This is a genomic window from Sutcliffiella sp. FSL R7-0096 (assembly GCF_038595065.1).
In the GTDB taxonomy this organism is placed as follows: domain Bacteria; phylum Bacillota; class Bacilli; order Bacillales; family Bacillaceae_I; genus Sutcliffiella_A.
This window is the reverse complement of record NZ_CP152003.1, coordinates 1,576,842-1,603,249: the sequence shown is the minus strand read 5'-3', so window position 1 is coordinate 1,603,249 and position 26,408 is coordinate 1,576,842. Positions and strand designations below refer to the sequence as shown.

The window sequence follows — 26,408 nt, the reverse complement described above, 5'->3', positions numbered from 1 at the left end:
TTACGATCATAGTCGCACTATTTCCATTTACAGATTTTCTCACGGATAAATTTTTCCTTTTACATAAAACTAATATGGGAAATTAAAGAAGTTAAAGCAGGTGAACATTATGAATTTGTTTGAGCAAGGACAAACATCCTCCCTGAAGGAGGGCGATACAATCTATCTCTTTTATCGTAACCCCCACACACAGAATGTTGCCACTGTCCAGCAGGCTAATATTGTGGCAAATCCGTATGAAGACGGTCAACTTTCCATTTTTTTATATGATACGTACTACCCTTTATCGGACGAGTTTGTTTTTTTCACATCTTTGGAAGAAGCGGAAGCTCTCTATAATGATTATTTCGGACCATCTTATGAATAAAAGGAGGGGATTTAATTGAAGCCGTTTGTTCCGCAACTCGTATATATTGAGCCACGCGCCCTTGATTATCCCCTTGGGATGGAACTCAAAAATAAGTTTGAGTCCATGGGATTGGAGATCCGTGAAACCACATCCCATAACCAAATAAGAAACCTCCCTGGTGACAATGATTTTCAAAAATACAGAACGGCCAAATCGACGCTTGTTGTCGGGGTAAGAAAAACATTGAAATTTGATTCCTCTAAACCATCTGCGGAGTACGCCATTCCTTTTGCCACAGGCTGTATGGGGCATTGCCACTATTGTTACCTGCAAACGACCATGGGGAGCAAGCCGTACATCCGGACATATGTCAATTTGGATGAAATATTTGAGGCGGCAGATAAATATATGCAGGAGCGGGCACCAGAAATTACGAGATTTGAGGCCTCCTGTACGTCCGATATTGTAGGGATTGATCACCTGACTCATTCCTTAAAGAAAGCAATCGAATATTTCGGTAAATCAGAACATGGCCTTCTACGCTTTGTCACAAAGTTCCACCATGTTGACCACCTATTAGATGCCGATCATCGGGGCAAAACTAGGTTCCGTTTCAGCGTAAATGCTGATTACGTCATCAAGAACTTTGAGCCTGGAACCTCATCGCTTGACCTTAGAATTGAAGCGGCAGCTAAGGTCGCAGGTGCGGATTACCCTCTAGGCTTCATCGTAGCACCAATCTATTTACATGAAGGATGGGAAGAAGGATATAAGACGTTGTTCCAGAAGCTGTATGATAAGCTTCCTGCAAAGGCGACCGAAGACCTGACCTTTGAACTTATACAGCACAGATTTACCAAGCCTGCCAAAAGGGTCATTCAACAGAACTATCCTATGACAAAATTGGAGCTTGATGAAGCAAAGCGCCAGTATAAATGGGGACGTTATGGCATCGGAAAATATGTTTATACAAAGGATGAAGCAACCGAAATTAAAGAAACGTTATCTGACTATATCCACTCGTATTTTCCACAGGCGCGTATTGAGTATTTCACATGAGCACCAACCTAAAAAAGCATCCCTTACATTGGGATGCTTTTCGTAATTTCGTCAGTACTTCACCATTTCAGACAACAAATAATGATAAATCAACTTCTCTGTATTTTGAACAGAACTCTCATGTGTACGTTCAAACGCGTGGGAAGATTCAATACCAGGGCCAATCAAACCATGGATAATATCATGTCCTGAACGGATGGCTGCGGAAGCATCAGAGCCGTAAAATGGATATATATCGACTTTATAATCCACGCCATTTTTTTTTGCCAGATCGACCAGATGTTTTCTTAAACCATAATGATAAGGCCCGCTTGAATCTTTCACGCAGATGGATACCGTGTATTCATCCGAGGATTGTCCATCTCCCAGTGCTCCCATATCAACTGCTAGATATTCCACTGTTTCAGGGGTGATGTTGGAATTTCCACCATAACCGATCTCTTCATTATTGGAAATCAAGAAATGTGTGGTGTATGGTAGGGTTATTTTTTCCGTTTGTATGTACTTGATTAGCTTGAGCAGGATTGCGACGCTCGCTTTGTCGTCGAGATGCCTAGATTTGATATAGCCACTGTCTGTGATTTGTACGCGGGGATCAAAGGAAACGAAGTCCCCTACTTCAATTCCAAGGGCTCTTACCTCTTCTGCATTTGACACTTTTTCATCGATACGCACTTCAATGTTCTCATCATTTCTTGGGGCATCCCCGGCATTTTTATAGACATGGACGGAGGTCTGGTGCATCAGGATTGTTCCAGAATAGTTTTTGCCTGAAGAAGTTTCTATTTGGCAATATTCCCCTTCCACAGAATTCCAGCGAAACCCGCCAATGGTAGTAAGTTTCAACCTTCCATTGGATTTCACCTCTTTGACCATGGCACCAAGTGTATCCACATGTGCTGTCAGCATACGATGCTCTTGATCGTTGCTTCCTTTTAAGGATGCAATTAATCCTCCCTTTCTATTTCGTGACGTCTCCACGCCACATTCTACAAGATATTTTTCGACAAAGCCGATTACTTTTTCCGTGTTTCCGGAAGGACTCGGTATGGAAACAAGTTCTTTGATTAACGAAAAAGTTTCCTGTACAGTTGGTTGATAGGTCATATGGACACTTCCTTTGCTACTAATATTTACCTACTACTAGCATAATAAAAAAAACAGGTCTTGCATAGCCTGTTGTCAAGGTGTTTTAAAAGGACCATCTTCACACTTCAGATTCTAAAAGATGCATTTCAAGGAAGAAGCATTTGATTTTAAAGAAAGTATAGTATACTGTTTACAATTACTATTGTTGATAGGAGGAGTCTAATGAATGAAATCTCCAAGAAACTATCCGAATACTTGCTTGAGAAAGATTTATTGAAAGGTTGGAACAGTGTTAAAGAATCCATGAATCAAGGATATAATAGTTCCTTTATATACGATTTCATCCTACGCGATGCCATGTACCGCATTGGCGAGATGTGGGAGCAGAATCAAATTACAGTGGCCCATGAGCATCTTGCCACAGGTACATGTGAGTTGATATTGTCCAAATATCACTTAGAGAAATTAAGTAATAAGTTGATAGAAAATAAACCCCCTGCTCCACGTGCTATGTTTTTTTGCGTGGAGGGAGAAGAGCATGATTTGGGATTAAAAATGGCCTCCTCTCTTTTTGAAGAGTATGGTTGGGATGTGTACGACCTAGGGTCCAATCTTCCATTGGACTATGCAGAATATAGTTTGGAAAAATGGAAGCCGGAAGTTGTATGTATTTCTATTTCCATCAGACATCACCTTCCCACGTTAAAAGAGACGATCAAAAGACTAAAGCAAAAACGTCCTGGCACTACTTTTATAGTTGGCAGCCGCTTGCATGCTGAATCTGCCTTTCAATCATGCTGCATGGCGGACACACTCATTGCTAAGGATACATCGTTCCTTTTCCAATGGCTGGAAGATAATCAGAAAGAAGCCGGAGCCGTTGATAAAGGAGTGCTAATGTAATGTACCGGATTCCCGTACCCTATCTGAAGCTGACCGAGGACTTTCAAATTGTGAATGTATCCAAACCGGTCACTCACCTTTTTCATCCAGTGTCCTCTTTTCTGGACCTGGTAGATTTAGATAGCAAATCAAAAATAAAACGAATTTTGAGTATACCTTCTCCAGGAAAGATGGAGTTGAATCTGAAAACGACGGACTCTCCCACCTCCCTGTTTACGGTGTACTTCAATTATCAAAAGAAGGAAAAGTTGATCCACCTTGTTTGTTTGGACGAAACCTCTTCCTATAATAATGTACAAATGGAGTACCAACAATGGCGTCAGCAAATTCAGACGCGTGATTGGAATGATGTGGTACCAAATCCGACTGAACTTGAGCCTGAGTTGACAGATTTTAATCGGAAGCAGGCGGAACGGAAAATCAACACTATAAACGACTTGCTTGGTATAATTGAGGAAGATCTTTCAGAAGCAGGAAAGCTCGAGTATATTAAGTTGATCCAATCCGAACTTGAAGATATAAAAGGCATCCTTCGTTCTTAAATAAAATATGACAAAGAAAAAAAGCTTGGACATTTCGCATGCCCAAGCTTTCAGTGTGTAGACGAAGCTAAAAATAATAAAATTCTCTAGTTGATCGAAGTGGAAGGAGCGAAGACTCCTGCGGGAAGAAAGGACATGGAAGACCCCGCAGGGCGTAGCCCGAGGAGGCTTCCGGACTGCCCGCGGAAAGCGAAGCTCCTGCAACGCAGATCAACTCTTCCAATCGATAACCTAACTAATTTATAGTTTGTCAACAGTCTGAAAACTTGGACATTTCACATGCCCAAGCTTTTTTTTCAATCTTATACTTCTAATGCCCATCTACCATAAAATTATCAATGGTGTGTTCGAGTTTTCTCAATTCTACAAGCATGGCACCGGCATATTCTTCTTTATATAACTCCTGCTTTTTGATAATCTGCAATAGTCCTTTTATAAAGAGAATAGGATGGTAGGAATCGATTTTAAGTAATTCGTATTTCCCTTCGTAATCCATGTGTATCCGCTCTAACTTGGTTTGGAGGTTGTAAATACGTTCGTTAGCTTCCATTAACTTATCTTTCAGATCTTGTTTTTCCATATCCTCTGCACTTCTGTCTTGTATAGCATGGAGGCCTGCATCCTGGCTGCGATTTCGTTCAGCGATTATTTGTTTCTTATATATTTTCCATCTTTTATTTTCTGAGTGAAAAAGTTCTTTGAACTCACCTACTGTTTCAAACTGTCCAAGAAACAAATAACCATCCTCATTCAAAGAGTGATGGAAGGATGAAATAATTTTTTGCTGCTGTGTCGGCTGAAAATAATTCAGTACATTCCTGCAACTGATAAAATCAAGGTGATGGAACCCTGGATCTTTTGCAATGTTGTGTGGTGCAAAAATGATATGCTTTCTTATTTCTTTTTTCACCACATAGAATTCCTGTTTCTTATCAAAATACCTATTCAATATGTTGGGTAATACACTTTTAAACGCGTAGTCAGGATACACTCCCGCACCAGCAATCTTTACTGAATCATAATCCAAATCAGTGGCATAGATCTTGAAATCCATTTCCTGTTCCATATTCAAGGATGCAATATGCTCTTTCAAAAGAATGGCCAGGGAATAAACTTCTTGTCCTGTTGAACAGCCTGCAATCCAAAGCCGCATTTCGCTTTCACATAGTTCTAATTTCTTTTTCAAAATGCCTGCGAATATAGTGTTCTGGATAAAATCAGTCAATTCATTGTTTCTCAGGAACTCTTCTACACTAATTGAAGATTGATTTAACTCTTTTAAGTTTTGACTTAACATATATAGTCTCCCTATAAATTGTTCATCTTGTTCTCTGTCTTTTTTCTATTTTAACAAATTTCTGAAGTTTTCTGTCAAAAAAAATTCCTACAAAAATCGAGTTTTATTTTATACAGTTGACTTTCAATTCCTATGATGTATAATAAGAGATTGGGTGCAAGCCCACTCATATTAGTAACTTGATATAGAAAGGAAGAACGTTATGACATTCTTAAGCAATACCAACGTGTCACAAGGATGCACTGGCGTTCCATATAGTTTTTTCACAGAGGCTTAATCGATCTGGCACGGCCTAGGAGCCGTAAGGACGTATGAGAGGTAGGGCTTACGTTGTTTAAGTAAGGGAAACTACCATGGAATTATACCGCGGCAAACGAATATAATACTTTTATGTCATTTATAAATCATGTCCATGTAGCTGGACATCTTATAATGCTTGTGATGAAGCAAGTTACTAATTGCGCTATACATCATTTATTAGCGCCTTTATTCGAATAAAAAGATAGAAGCAAGTTGTCCTTTGTGATGACTTGCTTTTATCTTTTCATTCTGTAAATTGAAACTTTTGTAAAGCACCTGTATAATAATATGCTGATTGTCAATTTTGCTCGGAAAATAACCATCTTTGAAGATTTTTTATAGATTCGCATTTTCGAAAATGAGATTGCGTCTTTTTTAACTGGAGAGCGAAGGCATTTGCGGAAATCAAATAAAACCTATAAATAAAAGGGGGAATTGGATGTCTTTCACAAGCTTATTTATGGCCGAAGAAGAGACAAGAGATAAAGAAGAAATCAAACAGGAACTAGACGATTTGGAATTCCAAATGTTCCGCATGAAAGAAAACATGAAAGAAATCGCTAAAAAATGGCAAGTGATCGGCATTGATCAAACGAAAGACGATAACTGGGTGGTCGTTTACACAAATTACGACAATAACTCCTGCAAGATCATGCTTAACGATTGCGAGTCGGCGTATCGTGGCCAGTGGGATTTCTCCATCCAGGCAACTTACAAAAAGGACGACACCATTTTCATTGGGGATATAAAGGGTCCAGAAAACAAAGGATACGGCTCTATCTGCATGAATTACCTTAAGGATGTGGCCAAAAATCAAAATATCCATTGTATTACCGGGGACATCGCTAAGCGCGATTGGGATCATGTAGATCGCCTAGTTCATTTCTATGAAAAACATGATTTCCAAGTAGAAATAGATGAAGAAAATAGGTCTGGTGAAATTGTTTGGCAACCTAATTAAAAATAAAATCATTTGATAAGGAGATGAATACCATGACTGTTAAAGTACTCGGCTCCATAGTGGACAGTTTCACCCGTTGCACCCACTATCATTCTGAAAATGATATCATCGCCATCAAGTTTCATTGTTGTGGGGAGTATTACCCTTGTTTTCAATGTCACAAAGAACACGCAAATCACTCTATCAGCGTATGGCCAAAAGACGGGTTTCACACTAAAGCTATTCTCTGTGGGAACTGTAAAACCGAAATGACGATTCACGAGTATTTGAACAGCCATTCCATTTGTCCAGCGTGCCAATCCAGCTTCAATCCAGGTTGCCAACTACATTATCATCTATATTTTGAAAAATAGAGGTTTCCCCGTCTGCGGAACCTCTATTTTTTCATTCCTCACAAAGCTTGTGGTCTACCTTTGTCGGAGGCTGCTCCAACCATCCATGCTTTACCAATAGCTTTGCACCATCACCTGCATACGTCATCACTTCCCCCATTAACCTCACATACATCAAAGCAAGATCTTTCCTAGGACTCAAAGACAAAGATAAACCGTAGTTTGCCGTTCCGTAAGTAATCAAGTGCGTCACATGATTCAACATAAAACGGTCCGAAAAAGGGGAAATGGTTGCATCCATTACTTCACTACCATACGTGGAAGGAACATTGCAATCTTCCTTCAAGAGGATGGTAGAAAACATCGTCACATATTTGTTGGACAATAGTTTTCCTCTCTCAAAGTACGCACACAACTTTTTATTATGCGTCACCTGCATAAAGCCTTTCAACAAGGCCTTACCCAAAGCATTAGAGCGCACATTCTGAAAAAGCTGGTTCATCTCCAAAACTGTCAATGGTCGTTTTTCATTCGTAAAACCTGCAAAAAAATGACCGTTTTTCACAAACTCAATACTTGCTGGCGTGGAGATATAAGGAGGTCTTGAGTAGATTCCTTTCTCTAGCAATAACCTCTTTCCCATTTCTGTTACTTGTTGAAGTGCATCAATATGAAGATGAAATAATTTTCTAATATCTTTGCGTGATACCTCTGTAACCGCAAGCGCAAAGCCATTAAGTGCAAACTTGGCCATCCCGTCTATATAATGGAGATAGAATACATCGGAAAATAATCGCGGCGCTTTCGTATTGATATCTTCCGAAGTAATCCCCCTTGGGATTGGAAAATCTTCTCTTTTGAAAATATCCATATAATGATGAACATGTCGTTTGGAGACACCAAGGCAATGTTCAATATATTTTGCAATATCCTGATCATCCACATGTATCAAAAAATATCGGAACATATGGTGAACAGACGTTTCAAACAAGTAACTACTCCATAGGTGGCCGATTTCTGCTGATGTGAGGCGGATATTATCATGAGAATTCTCCATTTGATGGCGGACCTGCCTTTCGAAATAAAAAATTACTATTAGTTTGGTTCAAAAGTAATTTAGCTATTCATAGCAGATAGTACGAAAAATGATAGATGTTGCTTGTACTTTTCTAGCATAATAAAAAATAGACAAGCGATTTTCGCTCATCTATTTTTTATTTCTACTAGTCGGCATATTTGTAAAAACGAGAAGCACCGACCCTACATCCACAACCATGATGGCGGCGGCTTTCCATTGCTCCCCTCACAGCGTTGTTTGCTGGAGGAAAAGGTCTGCAGTGGTGAGGACATTTACATTTCTTCTTACAGCATTTTTTGCATTCAACAAATACTACTCCCAATATTTTCACCTCCTCTATTAATCTATTAAAAGTATATTCAAATCACTAGAAATTGCCTGTACGGTATCATTAAAACCAAAAAAATAGACAGGCGAGGAAGCCGCCTGTCTTTCATTTTTCGAGCTATTTATACCTTTCCAATGCTGATTGAAGCTTCAATGCCAATCCAAGGTCACCTTTCACCTTCAACTTACCGGTCATATAGGCCATCGTCGTATTGAAGTCACCTTTCATCATTTTCAAAACATTTTCGTCGGATAACTGTAGTATACAATCTGGTGAATGCGCTTCCTCAGCAGACATCTCCACCACCCCTTCATGAAATGAAAATTGATATACTTTTCCTTCGCTTAAATTAAATTGAAAAATTGCATTTAAATCCTTAATCCCTTCAGGCTCTTCATTCATTTTCATTTGTAGCTCCTGAAATGTACTTTTTACATCCATACTGCATCCTCCTTTTCTCTCCTATTCCTTATTTCGATAATGCGTTACTTTTATCCTTTATTTCCCTATAAAAAACCACAGTTCCTTAATTACTCAAGACTGTGGTTAAAAATTCATACCATATCTAAATTTGGGTACTTACAGCTGTTTCCCAAAACCCTAAATCCAACCACTTCAATACCTTTTTTCTTAAAAAAACGGACACTTATATTTTTTCAAGGTGGCTAGATGCAAGGATAATTATTTTATCCCAATTAAATTGTTAATAGTTAGGTTGCAGGTAGGCAATGGTATAGAACGAACAAAAAGCTGAAATCCCTTTTATTATTGGAGGATTGCAGCTTTTTATAAGATGATCTGAGAGGGATTCGAACCCCCGACCCCTACCCTGTCAAGGTAGTGTTCTCCCACTGAACTATCAGATCGTGTATGCGACTGTATATATTATTATAGATAGTTCATTCTTGTTTGTAAAGAAGATTTTAAAAAGAAATAACCGCCCAATAGGGAACGGTTATACCTGCCTTCTTTTTTCAATTCTGCCTGAAGCAAAAGCATCAATCATCAGGATTATAGCCGTTATGGTGTGGAGGAACCAACCAAGCAAAAAGACCCAGCCTAAACAGGATGCGACAATCCCCCAAATACTACCATGAAATTTTTGACCTTCTTTTACACTAAACACCAATGTGATGATATGTAGAATTAGCATAAGCGTTAACGGGGAATACCCGAATCCCATAACCGTTAAGCCCCCAAGAAACGGGATTGCCAAAAATGCCTCCATTCCTCCAGTCACCCATTTTAATGTTGTAGATGCTTTCACAATATACCACCTGCCCCTTTTTATATTTCTAGTATATTCCTTACACGACAGAAAACAACCAGAATATACGTTCGTGTTTTTTCTTGTATACAAAACGTACGTTCGTATATAATAAGAGTAAAGGAGATGATAATATGCATCGATTGCTTGAGCAGTACAAAGTTTCCAGAACCCCCATTGAAATGATTTATATGGCTAAGAACGGAGCTATCACGCAAAGGAACATCATGGTCTTAGAGATCAAGGAACAGTCCATCGTCGCTTTTTGTTACCTTCGTCAAATGAAAAGGACCTTTCTTCTACAAAATATGCTTTCCTTTCGTCCAATGAAGAAAAAATATGTGGACGAAGTCATCTAATTACTTATATTTCTTGCACATTTGCTAATAATTATGATATTCTATAAAGAAACACATTTTTACAGGAGGGAGACTTTCATGAGAGAAGTGACATTAACAGATATTTTTACACACCCAATTACACAAAAGTATTTAAAACGATCCGGGATTGCTCATGCCCTTGAAGTGGCCAACCATGCCTTCCATCTGGCATTTAAATATAATGTAAGTGTCGACTTGGCTACAAAAGCTGCTCTACTTCATGACATTGGACATTATGAATGGTACAGGCAAGGAAAATGGGATTATGAGCTATACAGAGAAAATGACATTCACGCGATAAAAGGTGCGGAGCGTGCACACAAGCTATTGATTCGTTTAGGAGAAAACCCACAAAAAGCCAAACAGATCTCTGTTGCCATTCTTCTGCACACCGATTCCTACCTCCCTGAGATCGACGTAAAGAGGAGCCCCTTGCAAAAGGTCGTGAAACTTGCAGATGAAATGGACGAGGAAACGGGAGGCAACCACCACTACAAACAAGTAGATAAAGCCACAGCGCTTGAAAAAATTAACTACCTGGACCAACTCGTCGATCACTATCTACCAAAACAACAACTATCTTCCCACTCGCACGAACAATCCATCTAACAACAAAGAGGTAGCCGATTGCTGCCACCTCTTCCTTTACACCCTATTGAAAACCCTTACTTGCTATTACTTTAGTCTATAACTTTTTTTAAGTCATCCATGATTTCTTCCAATGGTACATCCAAACCACTGTAAGATTCCCGTACAAACCCTTCCTTGTCTACAAGAAAAATACTCGTACTATGCATATACTGATCTGAGCCTTCCTCTTTAGAAGCTGGAACCATGAAAGATACATTTGCAAAGCGCTCGATTGTTTCTTGATCATATCCTGTTACAAAATTCCAGTCCGAATAATCCGCTTTATACAAATCACCATATTCCTTCAATGCATCTGGTGTATCATTTTCAGGGTCGATGCTAAAAGATACAATCGGTACTACCAAACCGGATTCTTGCATTTCACGCTGGACCCTTGCCATATTGGCAGTCATTGGAGGACAGACCGTATCACAATTTGTAAAAATGAAATTGGCCAACCAATATCCCCCGTCTTTTTCTGAAATGGAAATAGACTGTCCATCCTGATTAACACCTTCCAATTCACCAACTTCCAGTTTCATTGAAAATTCTTCATCTAAGTTCACTTCATTGCTCGCACAACCGGCAAGAAGAAGTAAAAATATAATTGCAACCAATGGCCAAAGCTTCTTCAAATTCATCCCTCCAAACTCGTAAAAAAAGCGTCGAGACCATTATAGCCCGACACTCCTTTATAATGCTAGTCAACGAACTGAGTATCAATGAATTCCGTGAAATCCGGTTTCTCTTTCAGAAATTTAAGATCAAAGGAAGAGTTAGCAAATTCTTGCACCACTTCCGCGTCCACTTCATGAGTAAAGCGGATTCTTTCCCATGCAGAATCAATCACTTCTCTTGATAGCTCTTGGTTAGTCAGTTCCTTGATTGATTTGATAGCAATCTCTTTGGATTCTTCTGGATTTTCCGAGATAAAATCAACGGAATCCTGATGTGCATCCACTAACTTTTTAACAAGTTCGTTGTTTTCTTCAATCAACTTTCCACTTGTAACGAAGATTGTGTTAGGCAGCGTTGTACCGAAAGAGATCTCATCGCTATCAACCAGAATATTTGCACCATGTTCAATCGATAGAAGAGAAGCCCATGGTTCTGGCACCGCTGCAGCATCGACGCTTTTGGATTCAAACATCCCGCCATATTGGGCAGGGTTCCCTGTTACATGTTTCATGCTTCCACCAATACGAGCTGACGTCAATCCAAAGTCTTTCAGGAAAGTTTCCATCTGCACATCATGTGTGCACCCAACTCCAGGTGTGATGAATGTTGCCCCATCAAGCCCTTCAACAGATGTGATTCCACTTTCCTTGCTAGCAATGATTACCGTTCCACCGGATGATGCACCAGCCACAACCTTTACATCTGCCCCACTTACATAGTTGTTCATCGCTGGTCCAGGACCAACCAATCCAGCCTGGATATCACCTGTTTTCAAAGCCGTCATGAATGCGCCGCCGTCAGGGAATGTTTTATATTCCACTTCATACTTGTCACCCAACGCTTCTTCATACAAAGCCTTCTCACGGGCAACCATCGCTGGCACATGATCTATATTGGGAAAATAACCGATTATAACTTTCTCTTTACCATTGGTCCCACTTGTACTTGATCCACATCCCGCTAGAGCCCCCATTAATAATAGAAACAATGCACTTACCAACAACCAACCTTTTTTCATCTCTTTTCCTCCCATACTCGCTTTTTATAATTCCAAGCCCCAGCGTTTAATGACATTTTTCTCAAAGCGCTGGAAGATAACTAAATCTACCACTGAACCGATTACACAAATGATGATGATAACACCGAATACCAGACTCATCTGACCGAAATCCGCTGCATATTTCAACGTGTACCCTAAACCAGGTCCCATACTAAGCAGCTCAGCTGCCATCAGCGCTCTCCATGCGAATGCCCACGCGAGCCTCGCTCCTGTCACCGCGTATGGAACTGAAGCAGGTAAAATGATTTTCCAAAACATTTCAATTCCGGATGCTCCCATCGTGGAAGCTGCCTTTATATATAACGGAGGGACACTTTTGATTCCCATCCTCATATTAATGGTCATTACCAAAGTCCCCCCAAGGGTCACAATAAAAATAATGGCCGTTTCGTTAAAGCCAAACCATATGATAGCAAGCGGCAACCATACGATACTCGGTACACTTTGTAGCGCTAGAACAAGGGTCCCCACTGTTTCATCCGCAGTTTTGGACTTCGCTAGCCATATCCCAAGTAATGTTCCTATAATCAAGGCCAAGAACAATCCTATTCCTAGCCTTTTAAAGCTTGCAGCAAGGTCATATACCAGTGTCATATCCATGAACCCCTGATAAAGGGCAATCGCTACATTGGAAGGCTTTGGCATAACCGCAGGAGACCAACCAATTAAAAGCACTGCAACTTCCCAAATTATAAATAGTGAAGCAAAAAATACGAGTCGCTTTACTCCAGGTTTCATCGGCTCAGCTCCTCTTGTACGACTTTATCAATCTCTTTTTCTAGCATGGCACTAATTTGTGCTTCTAAATGAGCAACCTTTTCATTCGTACGTAATCGAGGACGCTCTACATCCACTTTCATGTCAGCGATGATGGTTCCAGGTCTTGTTCCCATTACCAAAATCCTATCTGATAGCTTAATGGATTCATGGATACTATGAGTCACAAACAATACCGTTTTCTTCGTTTGGAGCCAGATACTCTCTAGTTCCTGCTGCAGTCTCAAGCGAGTCTGTTCGTCAAGCGCACCGAATGGTTCATCCATCAGCAAGACGGTCGGATCCATTGCCAATGCACGTGCAATGGAAACCCTCTGTTGCATCCCCCCTGATAATTCATGGGGATATTGCTTCAGATTACTGCCGAGCTGCACCATCTTTAAGTAGTAGAGTGCTCTTGCCTCCCTTTCTCCCTTGTTTTTCATGTCACGAATCGCAAATAGCACATTCTCCTCCACCGTCATCCAAGGGAACAGGGCAGCCTGCTGGAACACCATCCCCCTGTCTTTTCCAGGCTTTGTTATAGCCGATCCCTTCAGTCGGATTTCTCCTTCTGATGGTTTAAGTAAACCCGCTACCATGGATAGCAATGTGGACTTTCCACAGCCAGATGGCCCAAGAATGGAAACAAATTCTCCTTCTTGTATATCAACATTAATAGATGAAAGTACTATATTATCAATATTTTGTTGTGTATAAACTTTTGTAATATCTGAGATTTGCAAAAACAACTTATGCACCTACTTTACACTTTTCGCATAATCCATATTAGTTTAATCGGATTAATGGGATAAAATATATTATATAACGTATGTGCGAAAGGTCAATATATTGACAGAAAATAATTGATTTTTTGTTGGGTAAGTTGGTGACATATCTTTCCCCTGTTGACTGGAGTGCAAGGGGAGAGAGACTCCGGCGGGAGGTAGCGGTAGTTTGAGACCCCTTAGACGTTGTGAGGAACGAAAAGAAACAGGGAGAGAACGTGAACACAAATCGTTCTAGTCGACATCAAGTCTTACCATTCAACATATTGGGGAAAGATATGGTATGATAGTGGATAAAGCGCTTACCAGATTAGACAAGGCACCATGGGAGGAATGAACAATGAGTAAAAATGTTGGGCGTATCGAAGAATTCACCCTGTTCAGCAACGAATTAAAGGAAGAAATGACTTTAATGGTATATACACCAGCTAACTATTCGCCACTATATAAGTACAATATCCTGATTGCACAAGACGGGAAAGATTATTTCACGCTTGGTCGCATCGGGAGTACAGCTGATAAACTACTTGCAGCCAATGACATACAAAATACGATAATTGTCGGCATTCCATATAAAGATGTGAAAGATCGCTGGGATAAATATCATCCAGATGGAAGCAAGAACAGTGCCTACATACGCTTTCTTGCACATGAGTTGACTCCATATATCGATGAAAAATATCCATCGTATCAAATGGGAATGGGACGTGCCCTTATCGGAGATTCATTAGCTGCAACGGTTTCCTTGATGACGGCACTTTCCTATCCTCATACATTTGGGAAAGTGATCATGCAATCCCCTTACGTAGATGATAAAGTGATGAAGAAAGTGGAAGAGTTTGCACAGCCTTCTTTCCTTTCTCTATATCATGTGATTGGTAAAAAAGAAACGGAGGTACCAACCACAAAAGGCGAGAAGAAAAACTTCATCGAACCAAATCGCGCCATGCATAAATTAATGAAGGAAAAAGGCTTTTCTGTTATCTATGAAGAGTTCGAAGGAACCCACACATGGACCTACTGGCAACCAGACCTGAAACAAGCCCTGCCAAAAATGCTATCTTAACCAAATGTGCAATAGTTTTTGATTGGATTGAGAATTTCCCCTGTGGCTTGGAGTGCAGGATGTGAGACTCCTGCGGGAGATAGCGATAGGTTGAGACCCCGCAACGAAGTGAGGAGGCTCAAGCATCGCCCCGCGGAAAGCGAACATCCGGAACGAAAAGCTACAGGGAGTAATATGATTAGTTATTTAAGAATGATAAAGAAACTTGTCTATCCATTTCAAAAAAATTACGATAAAATAAATACATAAGACGCTATATCGCAAAAAAGCAAACAGGAGGGATATTGGATGAAATATGGAATAGCTATTTTTCCAACAAAAAAATTACAAGATCTCGCAAATTCATTTCGAAAACGTTATGATGCGCACTATGCACTAATTCCACCGCATGTGACATTAAAAACAGCCTTTGAAATTGATGAAAATGATATGAAATCTGTGACAGACGAGCTTGCTTCTATCGCAAAAGAAACAGCTCCAATCCCTTTGAACATCTATAAAGTGAGCTCCTTTGCTCCAGTAAACAATGTCATTTATCTTAAAGTAGACCCGACGGATGAACTACTGAGCCTGCATGAGAAGCTTCATTCTGGTAAAGGATACTTTCAGGATAATCGTGAATTTTCTTATGTTCCCCACATTACCATCGGTCAGAACCTGTCAGATGACGAGCATTCCGATGTACTAGGGACACTGAAAATGACCAATATTGAACACGAAGAAATGGTCGATCGCTTCCACCTTCTTTATCAATTGGAAGATGGCATGTGGACCGTTTATGAAACATTTCGCTTTGGAAAGGACTGCTGAGACTTGCACGTACTAATAGTGGATAACGAAGAACAACTGCAGGATGCCTATTCTGTTCGTAAGATTGTATTTGTAGAAGAACAGAATGTACCACTAGAAGAAGAAATAGACCAATATGAAGAAGATGCCACTCATTTCGTGCTTTATGATGAGGACCAGGCGGTTGGGGCTGGACGATTCAGGGTTGTCTCAGGAATAGGAAAAGTTGAGCGCATCTGTGTGCTTCCTTCATACCGTTCATCCAAAGGGGCTGGACGCCTTATCATGGAAACAATCGAAGAGTATGCTAAAACAAAAGAAATGCATGTGCTGAAATTGAATGCTCAAACGCATGCAGAACCATTTTATGCGAAGCTAGGCTATGAGACCGTGTCAGATGTTTTCATGGATGCCGGCATACCACATGTAACGATGACTAAAAATATCTAAAAGGATGACTCTCCATAAGAAAATCTGAGGAGAGCCATCCTTTTTTTTCATAGTTTTCCTTTTCTTTATCCATACTAACGACATGGACATACAAAAAGGATGAATACATATGACGATGGAATACGGACGTATAGCAGTGGAATTGGTAATCGGTTTTTTTTCCTTGTTTTTGATTACCCAACTTTTAGGTAAGACTCAAATAACCCAAATAACTCCCTTTGACTTCATTTCCGCACTTGTTTTAGGTGAGCTTGTCGGAAACGCTTTGTATGATGACAAGATTGGCGTGGTGAAAATCCTTTTCGCCCTGGGTTTATGGGGGCTTCTTATATTCTTATTGGAAACCATTACACAAAAATGGCGCAAAACCAGAGGAATATTGGAGGGACGACCATCCATAGTCATCCATAAAGGGGAAATAAATAAAAAGGAATTAAAAAAATCAAAGCTTGATATTGATCAATTACGTCACTTGCTGCGTTCAAAAGGTGCTTTTTCCATCCAAGAGGTAGAATATGCCTTACTTGAAACTGACGGAACGGTGAGTGTCCTTAAAAAGCACTCATTTGCCACTCCAATAAATAAGGATATGAAGATTCCTTCCAGTAAGGTGACACTCCCCACCCCCATTATTTCTGATGGGGAAATTTTGAGTGATAATTTGGACGAATTCAATCTTTCCGAGCAATGGGTGTTAAATGAACTAAAAAAGACAGGCTACCACACACCACAGGACATTATATATGCCGAATGGGAAGAGGGGAAGCCTATCTATGTGATGCCTTATTCGAAAGAGGATTCCACCACCAATTGATTATTCCTTATTTGAAAGGTGACTTTCTGATCTTGAATTAATTGGGTCAGGTATGCGGTCACAGCCGTTCGGAAAAGCATGTAGCTTGGAACATTCTTGACGGTGATACCTTTCTCGGTACATGCCTTCGTAACTAACAGTTCGAAGGCAATACCAGTTGTTTCCCCGGTTATCAAGGAGAATATCATAGCTTCGATTTGGTGATGCACTTTTATATTCTCTTCTATCGTTTCAATAAAATCTGTTTCAAATCTGCCATGTCCAGGAACTGCTCCTGTGCACGGGAGATTTTTTATTTTCCCCAAGGTTTCTAGTGTTTCTTTTGCATCCACTATATATGGAATGCCATGCTTATGTATGATGTCCTTCCCGAAATAAGCGTCTGCTGCAAAGAGAATATCGGATACGATGATTCCAAATTGGTGATAGCTATGGCCCGGTAGCGCAACGGTACGAAATATAGCACCCCCGAGTTCCACCGGTCCTTCTTCCTTCACCACCAAATCCACATGAATCGGTTTGCCTTCGAGGAATTTATTTCGCCACTCTGATATCGGATTCGTCCCGTGAAAAAGATAAAGTGGCTCAAGCAAAGGTTCTTGGAGTATTGCAGACTCAAAAGAAGGTGCCATCGTATATACCTGTCTGCTTTTCTGAAGGTAGGCAGCACCACCATAGTGATCCGCATGGGCATGAGTAATGAATAAATGGGAGAGCGGGAGTCCCTTTTCGTCCAGTATCTTCAAGACCTTTTTCATTGTTTGATCTTCCAGCCCAGCATCGATAAGCATTCCTTCGGATTCAGAAAAACGAACATACCCGATATTGACGGAAGCTTGAAAATAATAAACATTATTAGTTATGAAATGTAGCTCCACGTTAAAAGCACTCCTTATATTTGCGAACTACTAGATGGATTCGTTAAAGTGTCGCCCTTTTCCTGTTATATCAGCCAATAATTTATCGGAAATGCGGGAGGCTTGTTTTTCCTTACTAAGGTTTAAATGGTGGTGCTTAGCATTTCGATGGATTTCTTGCCAGGAAAGCTGAGGGTCCATCCTGTAGAATGTCGGCCTGATTACCGGCTCAAGCCTGATACGCTGTTTTTCAGAAACAGTTCGGTTCGCATATTGTGTGTAGGCATCCATCTGTACTGGTAATACATATCCCATCATGTTTCTCCCCTTTCTGACCTACTATATTTTTCCCTTTATTTGCAAAACACAAACTTCCATCGACTCGTGTTCTCTCTATATAATATGTGTTACTATGAATTAGATTGACTGTTATAAAGGAGTCTTTACATATGAAGTCTGCACGCTGGTATGAACGAAACATACATATTAATAACATGGCAAGAGAGCTATATCAGGAGGTACATGACGCTGGAGTGAAAGGCGAACTCTTCTGTAATATCTGTGGGGAAAAAGTCAAGTTTTATCTTGGCTTGCAAAAAGAACCTCATTTTTATCACATAGATGTAGGAATAGACCATAAAGAAGAGAAGGAAATGCCGCTAACAAATACGCGGATGACTGAACAGCAGGAATATATAGAACGGGACGGTTTTCGTTATCCGAAATCTAGGACCATTGTAGCCGAGAAAGAAACATCCGATGAGCAATGGAAGGCACCAATGCCACTTACCCAACTACCTGTCTTTATTAAAGAACTTACGAAAAGACATAAGAATTTAAGTGGGTTTTTCCATACTTTACAAGAAAAAAATATTTTTCTTGACCCGGCTCAACAAGAAGCCGTCTCAACCGTTGAAGGACCTTTACTCGTACTGGCAGGTGCCGGAAGCGGAAAAACAAGGGTTTTGATAACGCGGGTTGCCTACATGGTACAGGAGAAACAGATAGATCCAAAATCCATCATGTTGATCACCTTTACAGCGAAGGCGGCCAATGAAATGAAGGTACGACTTCAATTATATGAGTCACCAGGTAACCACAATTTTGCGAACCTCCTTTCTGGCACGTTCCACAGCATTTTCTACCGAGTGCTACAGCACCACCATCCCACCCGCTGGAACGGTGACAACCTGTTAAAATGGGATTGGCAGAAGGAACAATTTCTTAAGACAGCCGGCCGTAAACTTGGACTCGATGAAAAAGACTTCCCTTTTGACCAAGCGATTCAACAAATCGGCTATTGGAAGAACAATATGCAAACACCAAACATGATTAAAGCTACCAGCAAACTGGAAGAACAGTTCCAATCTTTGTATCAGGACTATGAGGACTGGAAAAAAGAAAAGAATGTGTTTGATTTTGATGATATGCTGCTGGGTTGTTATGAACTCCTCTTGGAAAATCCTGCTCTATTAGCAAAATATCAGAAGCGTTTTCGTTATTTTCTAATTGATGAGTTCCAAGACATTAATAAGGTTCAATATGAAACCATGAAACTATTGGTAGAAAGCGGAAATATATGTGCTGTTGGAGATGATGATCAGTCCATCTATGCCTTCCGAGGCAGCAGTCCGGACTATATTTTAAACTTCCATCGCGATTTTCCTTCAACAAAAGTCGTGACACTATCCGCGAACTATCGATCTACCCATACCGTCGTAGCTGCGGCAAACCAGGTGATTGTTAAGAATAAGAGCCGTCGTATAAAGAGCATGATCGCACAGAGGGATAACAAATATTTTCCTGTCCTTTTTTTCCCATATGATGAAGAAGAGGAAGCCACCATCATTGTTCAGGATATGAAGGAACAAATCGAAAAAGGTGCAAGCCCAGCTGACATGGCCGTGTTATATCGGACCCATAGTGCTGCAAGGGCTATTTTCGAAAGGTTGTCGCAATCAGGTTTACCGTTCAAGCTGGATCAGGATTATGAAAGCTTTTATAAAAGAAGGATTGTAAAAGGGATACTCGGCTTTTTACGGCTGAGCAAGGATCCAAATGACGTTCAAGCTTTGTCGGACATACTTCCCGCCTTGTTTCTTAAACAATCGAACATGCAGGATGCAAAAGCGATTAGTATATTAGAAGATTGCAGTTTAGTTAAGGCATTGAGCAAACTGACGAATGTCCAGCCTTTCCAAGTGAAAAAGATAAAGAGGATCATTCCTTTGTTTAAAACTTTGGCTAACGTTTCTCCTTCTGTCGCTCTCGAGATGATTGAAAAGGACATGGGCTTTGATGACTATATTAAAAAGCGCGGAAATGAAGGAAATGCCCTTGAAAAAGGCTCCGATGACATCCGGGATCTAAAGGTTGTCGCCCGTAAATTCAAGCGTAGCTCGGAATTCCTTGATCATGTGGATGATATGATCGCCAAAACGGAAGAAATGAAAAGATTAAGTAAGCAATACAGCAATGCCATACATCTTTCAACGATCCACCGCTCTAAAGGACTGGAGTATACAAATGTTTATATACTAAGCGCCGTCGATGGCAGCCTGCCGCACGACTTTGCGTTGGAATCCTTCCGCAACGGAGAACCCATGGCCCTTGAAGAAGAACGCCGCCTCCTGTATGTAGCCATGACACGAGCAAAAGAAACTTTACAAATTTCCGTCCCCATGAACCGCCGTGGCAAAAAGGCTTACATGAGTCGATTTCTTAGAGATATTCTTTAGAAAGAACGCAATTCCTGCTATATTTTTGGAATTGCGTTCTTTCTTTTTTTCAACCTTTAACGACTAAGATACTTTATTATTTGAATAGTAAAAAAGTAGGTTTATTCTACCTGTATCTGGGTATGTACCTTTATAGACGTGTAGAAAGGGGGACATATAGATGAGAACATTAGATACTCATGATAACTGTTCCATCCAACAACTGTCTGACGAATCCCTCCAATTCGCATACGACCATGCGATTGCGGAAAACCTGGATCATTACTTTATAAAACTGCTGGAATCCGAGCTGATGAAACGAAAAAAAGGCCCCTTGTACAATATCACCTCCCTTTCCAAAATGGAAAATGTTATTATTTAGAATATAGATAATTATTAGGGAAAAGAGGTTTATTTGAAATGGCCAACCTGACTCAAATAGAGAACAACCTACAAAGTGATTTCCATAAAAAAACTGCCATCCACCTATTCAATGGAGTATGGGACCTTATGGAGAAAAATGAACGCACTTCAGAAGAAGATTTTCAAATGATACATAAAGCACATGCCTCTCGCTTCCATTGGGGCGAAGTAGGCGGTCCTGTGAATTTCTCCCGCGGAGAATGGCAAATCTCTAGGGTCTATGCCGTGTTGAACAGGCCAGAACCATGCCTTGTGCATGCAAAAAGAAACCTAGATATCGTCTTGGAGCACGACATCAAGGATTTCGACTTGGCATTTGCCTACGAAGCCATGGCCCGCGCTTACAGCCTTTGTGGAGACACTGTTTCAAAGGAAAGATATATGAAGCTTGCAGAAGAAGCATCCACAGCAATCGATAAAGACGCCGATAGAGATATATTGCTTCAGGATTTGGGGACGATTGAGTAGGTAAGATAGGACCTTTCGTTTTGCAACAACTCTCTAAATGAGGATTGGAGTTGAACCCCCTGAAGCGTTGTGATGAGGCTCAAGCAACGCCCAGCGGGAGGCACGAAGTTCAGCAGGGTTAATTTCAGTCAGCAAAAAAACATCCGCCCTATCCACTTGAACGTGGTGGGCAGATGTTTATTTACTTTTTCTTCTCATTCAACATTTTCGATATAGTTCCCATATCGACAGGCTTATTCCCATTAACCAATGTATTTACAATTTTATCTTCCAACTCTTTAGGTACCTTCTTATTCGCCATCGTCGCTACCCGCGAAACCAAGTTACGAACCGTCTGCTCATCTTTGAAATTCGCATTCTGCATGGAGTTGGCAAGTTCAAATACATCTTTCATACTTACGCCGGTTTTCTTTTCTATACCTTTAAATAAATTATTATCCACCAAACATCCTCCTCTCGGATATATCACATTGTATGAGTGTGAGCCTATGATGGTGACACAAAACACTTCACTTTTAAACAGGCTCAAATAAGTACCCTAAAAAAGAAACAGAAAAGCACGGAATCAACCGTAATCTTCTGTTTCTTATTAAATATTAGTAACCTTTACACGCACAACCGACGATGATTAAAAGAATGAATAGAACAACGATTAACACGAACGTGCTGCCTCCATGGCCGTAGCCGCCATATCCAGCTCCACCTACGCCATAAGGATAGCCTCCATAGTAACCCATAATCTCGCACCTCCTTAATGAAGATTCCCTATTACTATATGTATCTTTTAAAAAACGGTATGGGCACTTATACGGGCAATGTGTTGTTTTGCGGAATTTTTTTGAATGAAGGAAGGGTGATCCCTTTATCTCTGAAAAAGTTACTGCCATTTTGGGGTATTCTCAATTTCCCAACACCACCTTCTCCTTGACGCTCTGGGCATCAATCAGCCTTTTTGGTTAGCCCTTTGCCTCTCTCTATTTTCCCAGCCAGCCTTCTACTCTTTAGCGAGCTACTTCTACCTTTTGAAGCCGTGATTCTACAGTTTGGCGGCAAACTTCTACCACTTGGAAAAAACACTACAAAATATCCCCATCCACACCTACCCATACAACCGCTATCTCCAACCCAAACACAAAAAAGCGAAGGAACCACTTCCCCTCGCATCACACAACACCCATCACTTATCATTTTCCTCTTCATCAATATCTGTCGCCGCGGTACTCACTTTCCCTTCCATCCACCGCTCCAAATTTCCGATATATTTGTTCATCCTCGCTTCCAACTGTTGAATGTGTGCGAAACCCTCATCTGCACTTTTTATATTTAATTTAGCCTGTTTATCTGCTTCGGTTAGACCTTCATGCACCTTCCACCTCTCGAAAAGAAACTTCAAATGTTCTTCGCCGAAATCAAATTCGCTCATTCACGCTCACCTCAAACTAATATATGAGAGTGTAGCAAGACGGGAAGCTTAGCCTTTCAACAATGGGCGCAGCTTCACACTTAGCTCTGACAAACTTTCGGCGGCAATTTTATAGAGGTCTTTGCGTTCAGGCGAGGTGGCAATCATACTAAGGAAGGAGAGATCTGTTGAACATTTATTTAACGTCACAAATGTCATAAGCTTTTCCTTCATAGGGGGAGTTTTTAAGTGATCATTATATAAATCCACACTCATCTCTCCCCAGGGGTTAACCTGAGCTATGAAGACATTTTCAATCAGGACATTCAGCTTTTCCAATTGCGCATCCACCCATGCACGATTCAAACCAAGCTGAGCTAGTGGTTCATCCAGGATATCCCCATCCATGATGATTGTCTGAGGTTCTTTTAGATGAGGAACTTCAGAATACAGGTCCCCGTAGGTTGCAGGCTGTTTCTCCTTCTTCAAAAGCACACTCAAATCACCGTTCGATTCAAGCGTTGCAAACTCGATATCTTCTATCGAAAATATATCCTTTTTACGGAGTTGTTCCAAAAACTCATCTATTGTGTACTTTTCCTTCCTCAGGTTCTGCTCCAGTATTTTACCGTCTCTCACGAATACTGTAGCATTACCCTCTACGAAATCTCGGAATCGCTTGCTCCTCAAAGATATCCGTGAGGTCACAAGTGGAAAGAGCGACCATATTAAAATGCTTGTCACACCGTTCTTCAAATCTAAATCCCTATCCATGGACAATGTACCGGCAATATCCCCCACTGTGATGCCCACTATATACTCAAAAAAAGACAGCTTCGACAGCTGTTTCTTCCCCAAAAGCTTCGTAATGATAAACAACCCAATAATTATAGAAAAAGACCGCACAGCAATCTCTACCCACTGTGGCATCACAATCACTCCGTTCAATAAAAAGAGAGGTAAGGACTACGCTTTAGTGCTTTAGAACAATGAGGGTCAGACCCCTTTCACCACACTAAAGCACTAAAACAACAGAACAACCCCCTTCACTCTTTCTTTCTTCTTGCCCTGCCCTTCACATCTCCTTTAGTTTTAAGTCGATGTTAGAGATGATGTCATCAATTTTCATCATGGATTCGTGGTAAGTGGTTTGCGCTAGCGGGTCACTTGCTTCCATAGCATAGACGTGTAGGTTATTCCGTATCATTTTCAGGCTGGCACGATTATAGGTTAGCATAAGTTTCTCATCCACTTACATACCTCTCCTCTACCCTTTGGGTTTAAACAACAAAGCCCCAATGAATCCGAACACAATGGCTGCTGAAATACCGGAACTTGTCACTTCAAACATCCCTGTCAATACACCTACTAACCCATGCTTTTGCGCCTCTTCCAATGCACCGTGAACCAATGAATTTCCAAAACTTGTAATCGGAACGGTTGCTCCAGCTCCTGCAAATGCAATCAAGGGCTCATACAAACCAAGGCCATCCAGTATTGCTCCCGCAACCACCAACGCACTCAACGTATGTGCAGGCGTAAGCTTAAATACATCAAACATGATCTGGCCAATCACACAAATAAGCCCTCCTACCACAAACGCCCAAAAAAAGGATAACAACATCAGCTGACACCTCCCATCTCCATCTCGATAGAAACTGCATGGGCAATACATGGAATGGATTCCTTCTGCTGATAGGAAAGAGGCGAGAGCAAGGCGCCAGTAGCAATGAGAAGTATCCTTTTGTATTTCCCCTTTTTCATCTCATTCAATAAATGGCCATACAACACAACAGCAGAACAGCCAGCACCACTGCCACCAGCAAGTACAGGCTGGCTTTTATCATAGATCATCAATCCGCAGTCTTGATATTGGGAATCTTCTATCTGCAAGCCTTTTTCCTTCAATAGCTGCAGGGAAATTTCTCTGCCAATCTCCCCGAGATCACCTGTTACTATCAAATCATAATAAGATGGGTCCCTTCCTGTATCCTTGAAATGAGCCTGTATCGTATCCACTGCGGCAGGCGCCATCGCCCCTCCCATATTAAAAGGATCCTTTAATCCCATATTTATTACTTTTCCGATGGTTGCAGAGGTTACTCGTGGCCCCACCCCAACTTTGCTTATAAGTCCCACACCAGCCCCAGTCACGGTCCACTGTGCAGTCGGAGGCTTCTGACCGCCATACTCTGTCGGATAGCGGAATTGTTTCTCTACAGCAGCATTATGGCTTGATGCACCTGTCAGACAATAATTTGCACCGCCATAGTTCACCAAAAACCCCGCCAATGCCAATCCCTCCATTGATGTCGAGCAGGCACCAAATACACCTATATATGGCATTTCAAGTGATTCTGCAGCGAAATTGGAAGGTGTCATTTGGTTGATCAGGTCACCGGCCAATAAAAACTGCACTTGGGAAAGGTCAAGAGCGGCCTTCTTCACTGCCGTCTCGCATGCCTCCTCTAGCAAGACCTTGTGCGCTTTTTCATAGCTATCTTGTTCGAGCCATAAATCTTTATGAAGCATATCAAAATCATTAGCAAGTAGACCATTGGCTTCAAATGGACCTCCGATTGCAGCACTTGATGTAATGACAGGCTTATTGGCAAAAATCCAAGATTGTTTTCCTTGCAGCATCAGAATCCTCCTAACGAAACCACAATTGTTTTAATCAATGCAACTACAAAGGCAGAAAATACCCCGAACAAAATGACCGATCCTGCGAGCTTGAACATATTTGATCCCACTCCAAGCACGAAACCCTCTGTCTTATGTTCAATACATGCCGCAATAACCGCGTTTCCAAAACCTGTAACAGGTACAGCACTACCCGCTCCTGCAAACTGTGCGATCCTGTCATACACCCCAAAGCCCGTCAACAGCATCGCAATGAAAATCATCGTTGCAACCGTTGGGTTCCCGGCCGTCACTTCCGTAAAATTAAAAAAGTATATATACATCAGCTGTATCGCCTGACCAACTATACAAAAGACTCCCCCTACCAAAAAAGCGATGATGCAGTTTTTCCATACAGGTCGTTTTAACTCCCGCGTTTGTTCAAACTGCTGATATGCCTTTTGTTCCGGGGTAAGCTGCTTGTCATTCCCGCTCATCCACTGACACCTCCTATGCTTTTTCTTCTCTTAAGGTTTTCATCTTTTTAATCCGCTTTTCCAGTTCCTTTTCTGAGATGTCCTTTTGCTCGACATCCCTTCTCAGCCTTTCGATTTCCAGACGCATTTTCAGGTCATGGGAAACAACCACATTTTCATCCGGAAATTCCTTTTCCAGTGCCTTTTTTACTTTCTTTTCAATCTGCTCGGTGAAGAACTTTTGATATTGTGTAACATGGAATGCAACAACCAATTCATCTTCTGTGTCATAGGCTACAGCTCCCTTGACCTCTTTAAAGTCTTTGGCAATTTTCTCTGCCCGTTGTTCTTTATCCGATTTCTCTTTTTGCTCATTGGAGGTACGCATGACTGTATCCTCCACTCTTTCCTTGACCTCTCCCTGCCCGCAAGCTGCCAAAAGGACCACTGACACGGTTAAAACTAAAAACAAAGAAACAGCTCTCATTTTATCACCTCAATTTCCATCATTTATCTATTCCTTAATA

35 protein-coding genes and 1 tRNA gene are annotated in these 26,408 nt (G+C 41.0%); 15 read left to right on the top strand and 21 right to left on the bottom strand.

Translation table 11 applies throughout. The features are described from left to right. Window positions 1-109: 109 nt before the first annotated feature. Both MKY77_RS08180 and splB read left to right on the top strand, forming a co-directional pair. Window positions 110-367, top strand: a complete 258-nt coding sequence (locus MKY77_RS08180; protein WP_339149728.1) for a transcriptional regulator SplA domain-containing protein — start codon at window positions 110-112, stop codon at window positions 365-367. A gap of 15 nt (window positions 368-382) precedes the next feature. Beyond that, on the top strand, window positions 383-1,408 hold the full coding sequence (gene splB, locus MKY77_RS08175; protein ID WP_339149727.1) for a spore photoproduct lyase: 1,026 nt from the start codon (window positions 383-385) through the stop codon (window positions 1,406-1,408). Window positions 1,409-1,459: 51 nt separating this feature from the next. Here splB and MKY77_RS08170 read toward each other — a convergent pair whose 3' ends face one another. After that, window positions 1,460-2,515, bottom strand: a complete 1,056-nt coding sequence (locus MKY77_RS08170; protein ID WP_339149726.1) for a M42 family metallopeptidase — start codon at window positions 2,513-2,515, stop codon at window positions 1,460-1,462. Between the two features lie 204 nt (window positions 2,516-2,719). On the opposite strand from MKY77_RS08170, the gene MKY77_RS08165 reads away from it, so the two are divergent. Further along, entirely contained in the window at window positions 2,720-3,400 is a 681-nt protein-coding gene (locus MKY77_RS08165; protein WP_339149725.1) for a cobalamin-dependent protein, read from the top strand. Next, window positions 3,400-3,942 carry a hypothetical protein gene (locus MKY77_RS08160; protein WP_339149724.1) on the top strand — a complete coding sequence of 181 codons (543 nt, stop codon included), beginning with the start codon at window positions 3,400-3,402 and terminating at the stop codon, window positions 3,940-3,942. The genes MKY77_RS08165 and MKY77_RS08160 overlap by 1 nt, the downstream gene beginning before the upstream one ends. A 310-nt stretch (window positions 3,943-4,252) precedes the next feature. Here MKY77_RS08160 and MKY77_RS08155 read toward each other — a convergent pair whose 3' ends face one another. Next, complete coding sequence (locus tag MKY77_RS08155; protein WP_339149723.1) at window positions 4,253-5,239, bottom strand: CheR family methyltransferase; 987 nt, start codon at window positions 5,237-5,239, stop codon at window positions 4,253-4,255. A gap of 739 nt (window positions 5,240-5,978) precedes the next feature. Between MKY77_RS08155 and MKY77_RS08150 the strand changes: the two genes are divergently transcribed. Then, window positions 5,979-6,500 (top strand): hypothetical protein, encoded by a 522-nt coding sequence (locus MKY77_RS08150; protein WP_339149722.1) that lies wholly within the window; start codon window positions 5,979-5,981, stop codon window positions 6,498-6,500. A gap of 23 nt (window positions 6,501-6,523) precedes the next feature. Further along, entirely contained in the window at window positions 6,524-6,853 is a 330-nt protein-coding gene (locus tag MKY77_RS08145; RefSeq protein ID WP_339149721.1) for a CHY zinc finger protein, read from the top strand. 31 nt (window positions 6,854-6,884) lie between these two features. On the opposite strand, the gene MKY77_RS08140 is transcribed toward MKY77_RS08145, so the two are convergent. From MKY77_RS08140 to MKY77_RS08125, 4 genes are all read right to left on the bottom strand, one after another. After that, window positions 6,885-7,889: a DUF3231 family protein gene (locus tag MKY77_RS08140; protein WP_339149720.1), complete on the bottom strand. Its 1,005-nt coding sequence runs from the start codon at window positions 7,887-7,889 to the stop codon at window positions 6,885-6,887. A gap of 466 nt (window positions 7,890-8,355) precedes the next feature. Continuing rightward, complete coding sequence (locus MKY77_RS08135) at window positions 8,356-8,679, bottom strand: SCP2 sterol-binding domain-containing protein (RefSeq protein WP_339149719.1); 324 nt, start codon at window positions 8,677-8,679, stop codon at window positions 8,356-8,358. Between the two features lie 353 nt (window positions 8,680-9,032). Beyond that, a tRNA-Val gene (locus tag MKY77_RS08130) sits at window positions 9,033-9,104 on the bottom strand. A gap of 89 nt (window positions 9,105-9,193) precedes the next feature. Beyond that, window positions 9,194-9,505 carry a hypothetical protein gene (locus tag MKY77_RS08125; RefSeq protein WP_339149718.1) on the bottom strand — a complete coding sequence of 104 codons (312 nt, stop codon included), beginning with the start codon at window positions 9,503-9,505 and terminating at the stop codon, window positions 9,194-9,196. Window positions 9,506-9,588: 83 nt separating this feature from the next. Here MKY77_RS08125 and MKY77_RS08120 point away from each other — a divergent pair, with 83 nt between their 5' ends. Further along, complete coding sequence (locus MKY77_RS08120; protein WP_342515687.1) at window positions 9,589-9,864, top strand: hypothetical protein; 276 nt, start codon at window positions 9,589-9,591, stop codon at window positions 9,862-9,864. Window positions 9,865-9,942: 78 nt separating this feature from the next. Next, on the top strand, window positions 9,943-10,494 hold the full coding sequence (locus MKY77_RS08115) for an HD domain-containing protein (RefSeq protein ID WP_339149716.1): 552 nt from the start codon (window positions 9,943-9,945) through the stop codon (window positions 10,492-10,494). Between the two features lie 71 nt (window positions 10,495-10,565). On the opposite strand, the gene MKY77_RS08110 is transcribed toward MKY77_RS08115, so the two are convergent. Genes MKY77_RS08110 through MKY77_RS08095 form a run of 4 tightly spaced genes read right to left on the bottom strand, consistent with a single transcriptional unit; the run spans window position 10,566 to window position 13,761 of the window. Next, window positions 10,566-11,156: an SCO family protein gene (locus MKY77_RS08110; protein WP_339149715.1), complete on the bottom strand. Its 591-nt coding sequence runs from the start codon at window positions 11,154-11,156 to the stop codon at window positions 10,566-10,568. A 59-nt stretch (window positions 11,157-11,215) separates the two neighbouring features. After that, the gene (locus MKY77_RS08105) at window positions 11,216-12,211 is read right to left on the bottom strand and encodes an aliphatic sulfonate ABC transporter substrate-binding protein (protein WP_339149714.1); all 996 of its coding nucleotides are present in this window, start codon (window positions 12,209-12,211) and stop codon (window positions 11,216-11,218) included. 24 nt (window positions 12,212-12,235) lie between these two features. Next, window positions 12,236-12,991, bottom strand: a complete 756-nt coding sequence (locus MKY77_RS08100; RefSeq protein WP_339149713.1) for an ABC transporter permease — start codon at window positions 12,989-12,991, stop codon at window positions 12,236-12,238. After that, a complete protein-coding gene (locus MKY77_RS08095) occupies window positions 12,988-13,761 on the bottom strand; it encodes an ABC transporter ATP-binding protein (protein ID WP_339149993.1) in 774 nt (257 codons plus the stop codon). The genes MKY77_RS08100 and MKY77_RS08095 overlap by 4 nt, the downstream gene beginning before the upstream one ends. A 376-nt stretch (window positions 13,762-14,137) precedes the next feature. Between MKY77_RS08095 and MKY77_RS08090 the strand changes: the two genes are divergently transcribed. The 4 genes from MKY77_RS08090 (at window position 14,138) to MKY77_RS08075 (ending at window position 16,916) form a co-directional block, all read left to right on the top strand. Next, complete coding sequence (locus MKY77_RS08090; protein WP_339149712.1) at window positions 14,138-14,863, top strand: esterase family protein; 726 nt, start codon at window positions 14,138-14,140, stop codon at window positions 14,861-14,863. A gap of 288 nt (window positions 14,864-15,151) precedes the next feature. Then, window positions 15,152-15,673 carry a YjcG family protein gene (locus tag MKY77_RS08085; RefSeq protein WP_237661608.1) on the top strand — a complete coding sequence of 174 codons (522 nt, stop codon included), beginning with the start codon at window positions 15,152-15,154 and terminating at the stop codon, window positions 15,671-15,673. 3 nt (window positions 15,674-15,676) lie between these two features. Beyond that, window positions 15,677-16,102, top strand: a complete 426-nt coding sequence (locus MKY77_RS08080; RefSeq protein WP_339149711.1) for a GNAT family N-acetyltransferase — start codon at window positions 15,677-15,679, stop codon at window positions 16,100-16,102. Between the two features lie 109 nt (window positions 16,103-16,211). Then, window positions 16,212-16,916: a DUF421 domain-containing protein gene (locus tag MKY77_RS08075; RefSeq protein WP_339149710.1), complete on the top strand. Its 705-nt coding sequence runs from the start codon at window positions 16,212-16,214 to the stop codon at window positions 16,914-16,916. Here the strand turns inward: MKY77_RS08075 and MKY77_RS08070 are convergent. Together MKY77_RS08070 and MKY77_RS08065 are read right to left on the bottom strand one after the other, a co-directional pair. Continuing rightward, the gene (locus MKY77_RS08070; RefSeq protein WP_339149709.1) at window positions 16,886-17,794 is read right to left on the bottom strand and encodes an MBL fold metallo-hydrolase; all 909 of its coding nucleotides are present in this window, start codon (window positions 17,792-17,794) and stop codon (window positions 16,886-16,888) included. The two genes, MKY77_RS08075 and MKY77_RS08070, sit on opposite strands and share 31 nt — an antisense overlap. Before the next feature lie 30 nt (window positions 17,795-17,824). Next, complete coding sequence (locus MKY77_RS08065) at window positions 17,825-18,091, bottom strand: hypothetical protein (RefSeq protein ID WP_339149708.1); 267 nt, start codon at window positions 18,089-18,091, stop codon at window positions 17,825-17,827. Window positions 18,092-18,222: 131 nt separating this feature from the next. Between MKY77_RS08065 and MKY77_RS08060 the strand changes: the two genes are divergently transcribed. From MKY77_RS08060 to MKY77_RS08050, 3 genes are all read left to right on the top strand, one after another. Beyond that, on the top strand, window positions 18,223-20,511 hold the full coding sequence (locus MKY77_RS08060) for an ATP-dependent helicase (RefSeq protein WP_339149707.1): 2,289 nt from the start codon (window positions 18,223-18,225) through the stop codon (window positions 20,509-20,511). A 160-nt stretch (window positions 20,512-20,671) separates the two neighbouring features. Next, complete coding sequence (sda, locus tag MKY77_RS08055; protein ID WP_339149706.1) at window positions 20,672-20,872, top strand: sporulation histidine kinase inhibitor Sda; 201 nt, start codon at window positions 20,672-20,674, stop codon at window positions 20,870-20,872. Between the two features lie 38 nt (window positions 20,873-20,910). Continuing rightward, window positions 20,911-21,381 (top strand): hypothetical protein, encoded by a 471-nt coding sequence (locus MKY77_RS08050; protein ID WP_339149705.1) that lies wholly within the window; start codon window positions 20,911-20,913, stop codon window positions 21,379-21,381. Between the two features lie 181 nt (window positions 21,382-21,562). Here the strand turns inward: MKY77_RS08050 and MKY77_RS08045 are convergent, their stop codons facing one another. The 9 genes from MKY77_RS08045 to MKY77_RS08005 form a co-directional block, all read right to left on the bottom strand. Further along, window positions 21,563-21,823: a stage VI sporulation protein F gene (locus MKY77_RS08045; protein WP_237661601.1), complete on the bottom strand. Its 261-nt coding sequence runs from the start codon at window positions 21,821-21,823 to the stop codon at window positions 21,563-21,565. A gap of 154 nt (window positions 21,824-21,977) precedes the next feature. Then, entirely contained in the window at window positions 21,978-22,118 is a 141-nt protein-coding gene (locus MKY77_RS08040) for a YjcZ family sporulation protein (protein WP_237661600.1), read from the bottom strand. A gap of 440 nt (window positions 22,119-22,558) precedes the next feature. Further along, entirely contained in the window at window positions 22,559-22,804 is a 246-nt protein-coding gene (locus tag MKY77_RS08035; RefSeq protein ID WP_339149704.1) for a hypothetical protein, read from the bottom strand. A 48-nt stretch (window positions 22,805-22,852) separates the two neighbouring features. Beyond that, the gene (locus tag MKY77_RS08030; protein ID WP_339149703.1) at window positions 22,853-23,713 is read right to left on the bottom strand and encodes a DUF421 domain-containing protein; all 861 of its coding nucleotides are present in this window, start codon (window positions 23,711-23,713) and stop codon (window positions 22,853-22,855) included. A gap of 145 nt (window positions 23,714-23,858) precedes the next feature. Continuing rightward, window positions 23,859-24,035: a hypothetical protein gene (locus MKY77_RS08025; RefSeq protein ID WP_339149702.1), complete on the bottom strand. Its 177-nt coding sequence runs from the start codon at window positions 24,033-24,035 to the stop codon at window positions 23,859-23,861. Between the two features lie 15 nt (window positions 24,036-24,050). Continuing rightward, window positions 24,051-24,407 carry a stage V sporulation protein AE gene (spoVAE, locus tag MKY77_RS08020; RefSeq protein ID WP_339149701.1) on the bottom strand — a complete coding sequence of 119 codons (357 nt, stop codon included), beginning with the start codon at window positions 24,405-24,407 and terminating at the stop codon, window positions 24,051-24,053. Next, the gene (gene spoVAD, locus MKY77_RS08015; protein WP_339149700.1) at window positions 24,407-25,426 is read right to left on the bottom strand and encodes a stage V sporulation protein AD; all 1,020 of its coding nucleotides are present in this window, start codon (window positions 25,424-25,426) and stop codon (window positions 24,407-24,409) included. Before spoVAD ends, spoVAE begins: the two co-directional genes overlap by 1 nt. Then, on the bottom strand, window positions 25,426-25,902 hold the full coding sequence (gene spoVAC / locus MKY77_RS08010; protein WP_339149699.1) for a stage V sporulation protein AC: 477 nt from the start codon (window positions 25,900-25,902) through the stop codon (window positions 25,426-25,428). The genes spoVAD and spoVAC overlap by 1 nt, the downstream gene beginning before the upstream one ends. Before the next feature lie 13 nt (window positions 25,903-25,915). Continuing rightward, the gene (locus MKY77_RS08005; protein WP_339149698.1) at window positions 25,916-26,368 is read right to left on the bottom strand and encodes a YhcN/YlaJ family sporulation lipoprotein; all 453 of its coding nucleotides are present in this window, start codon (window positions 26,366-26,368) and stop codon (window positions 25,916-25,918) included. Window positions 26,369-26,408: the final 40 nt, after the last annotated feature.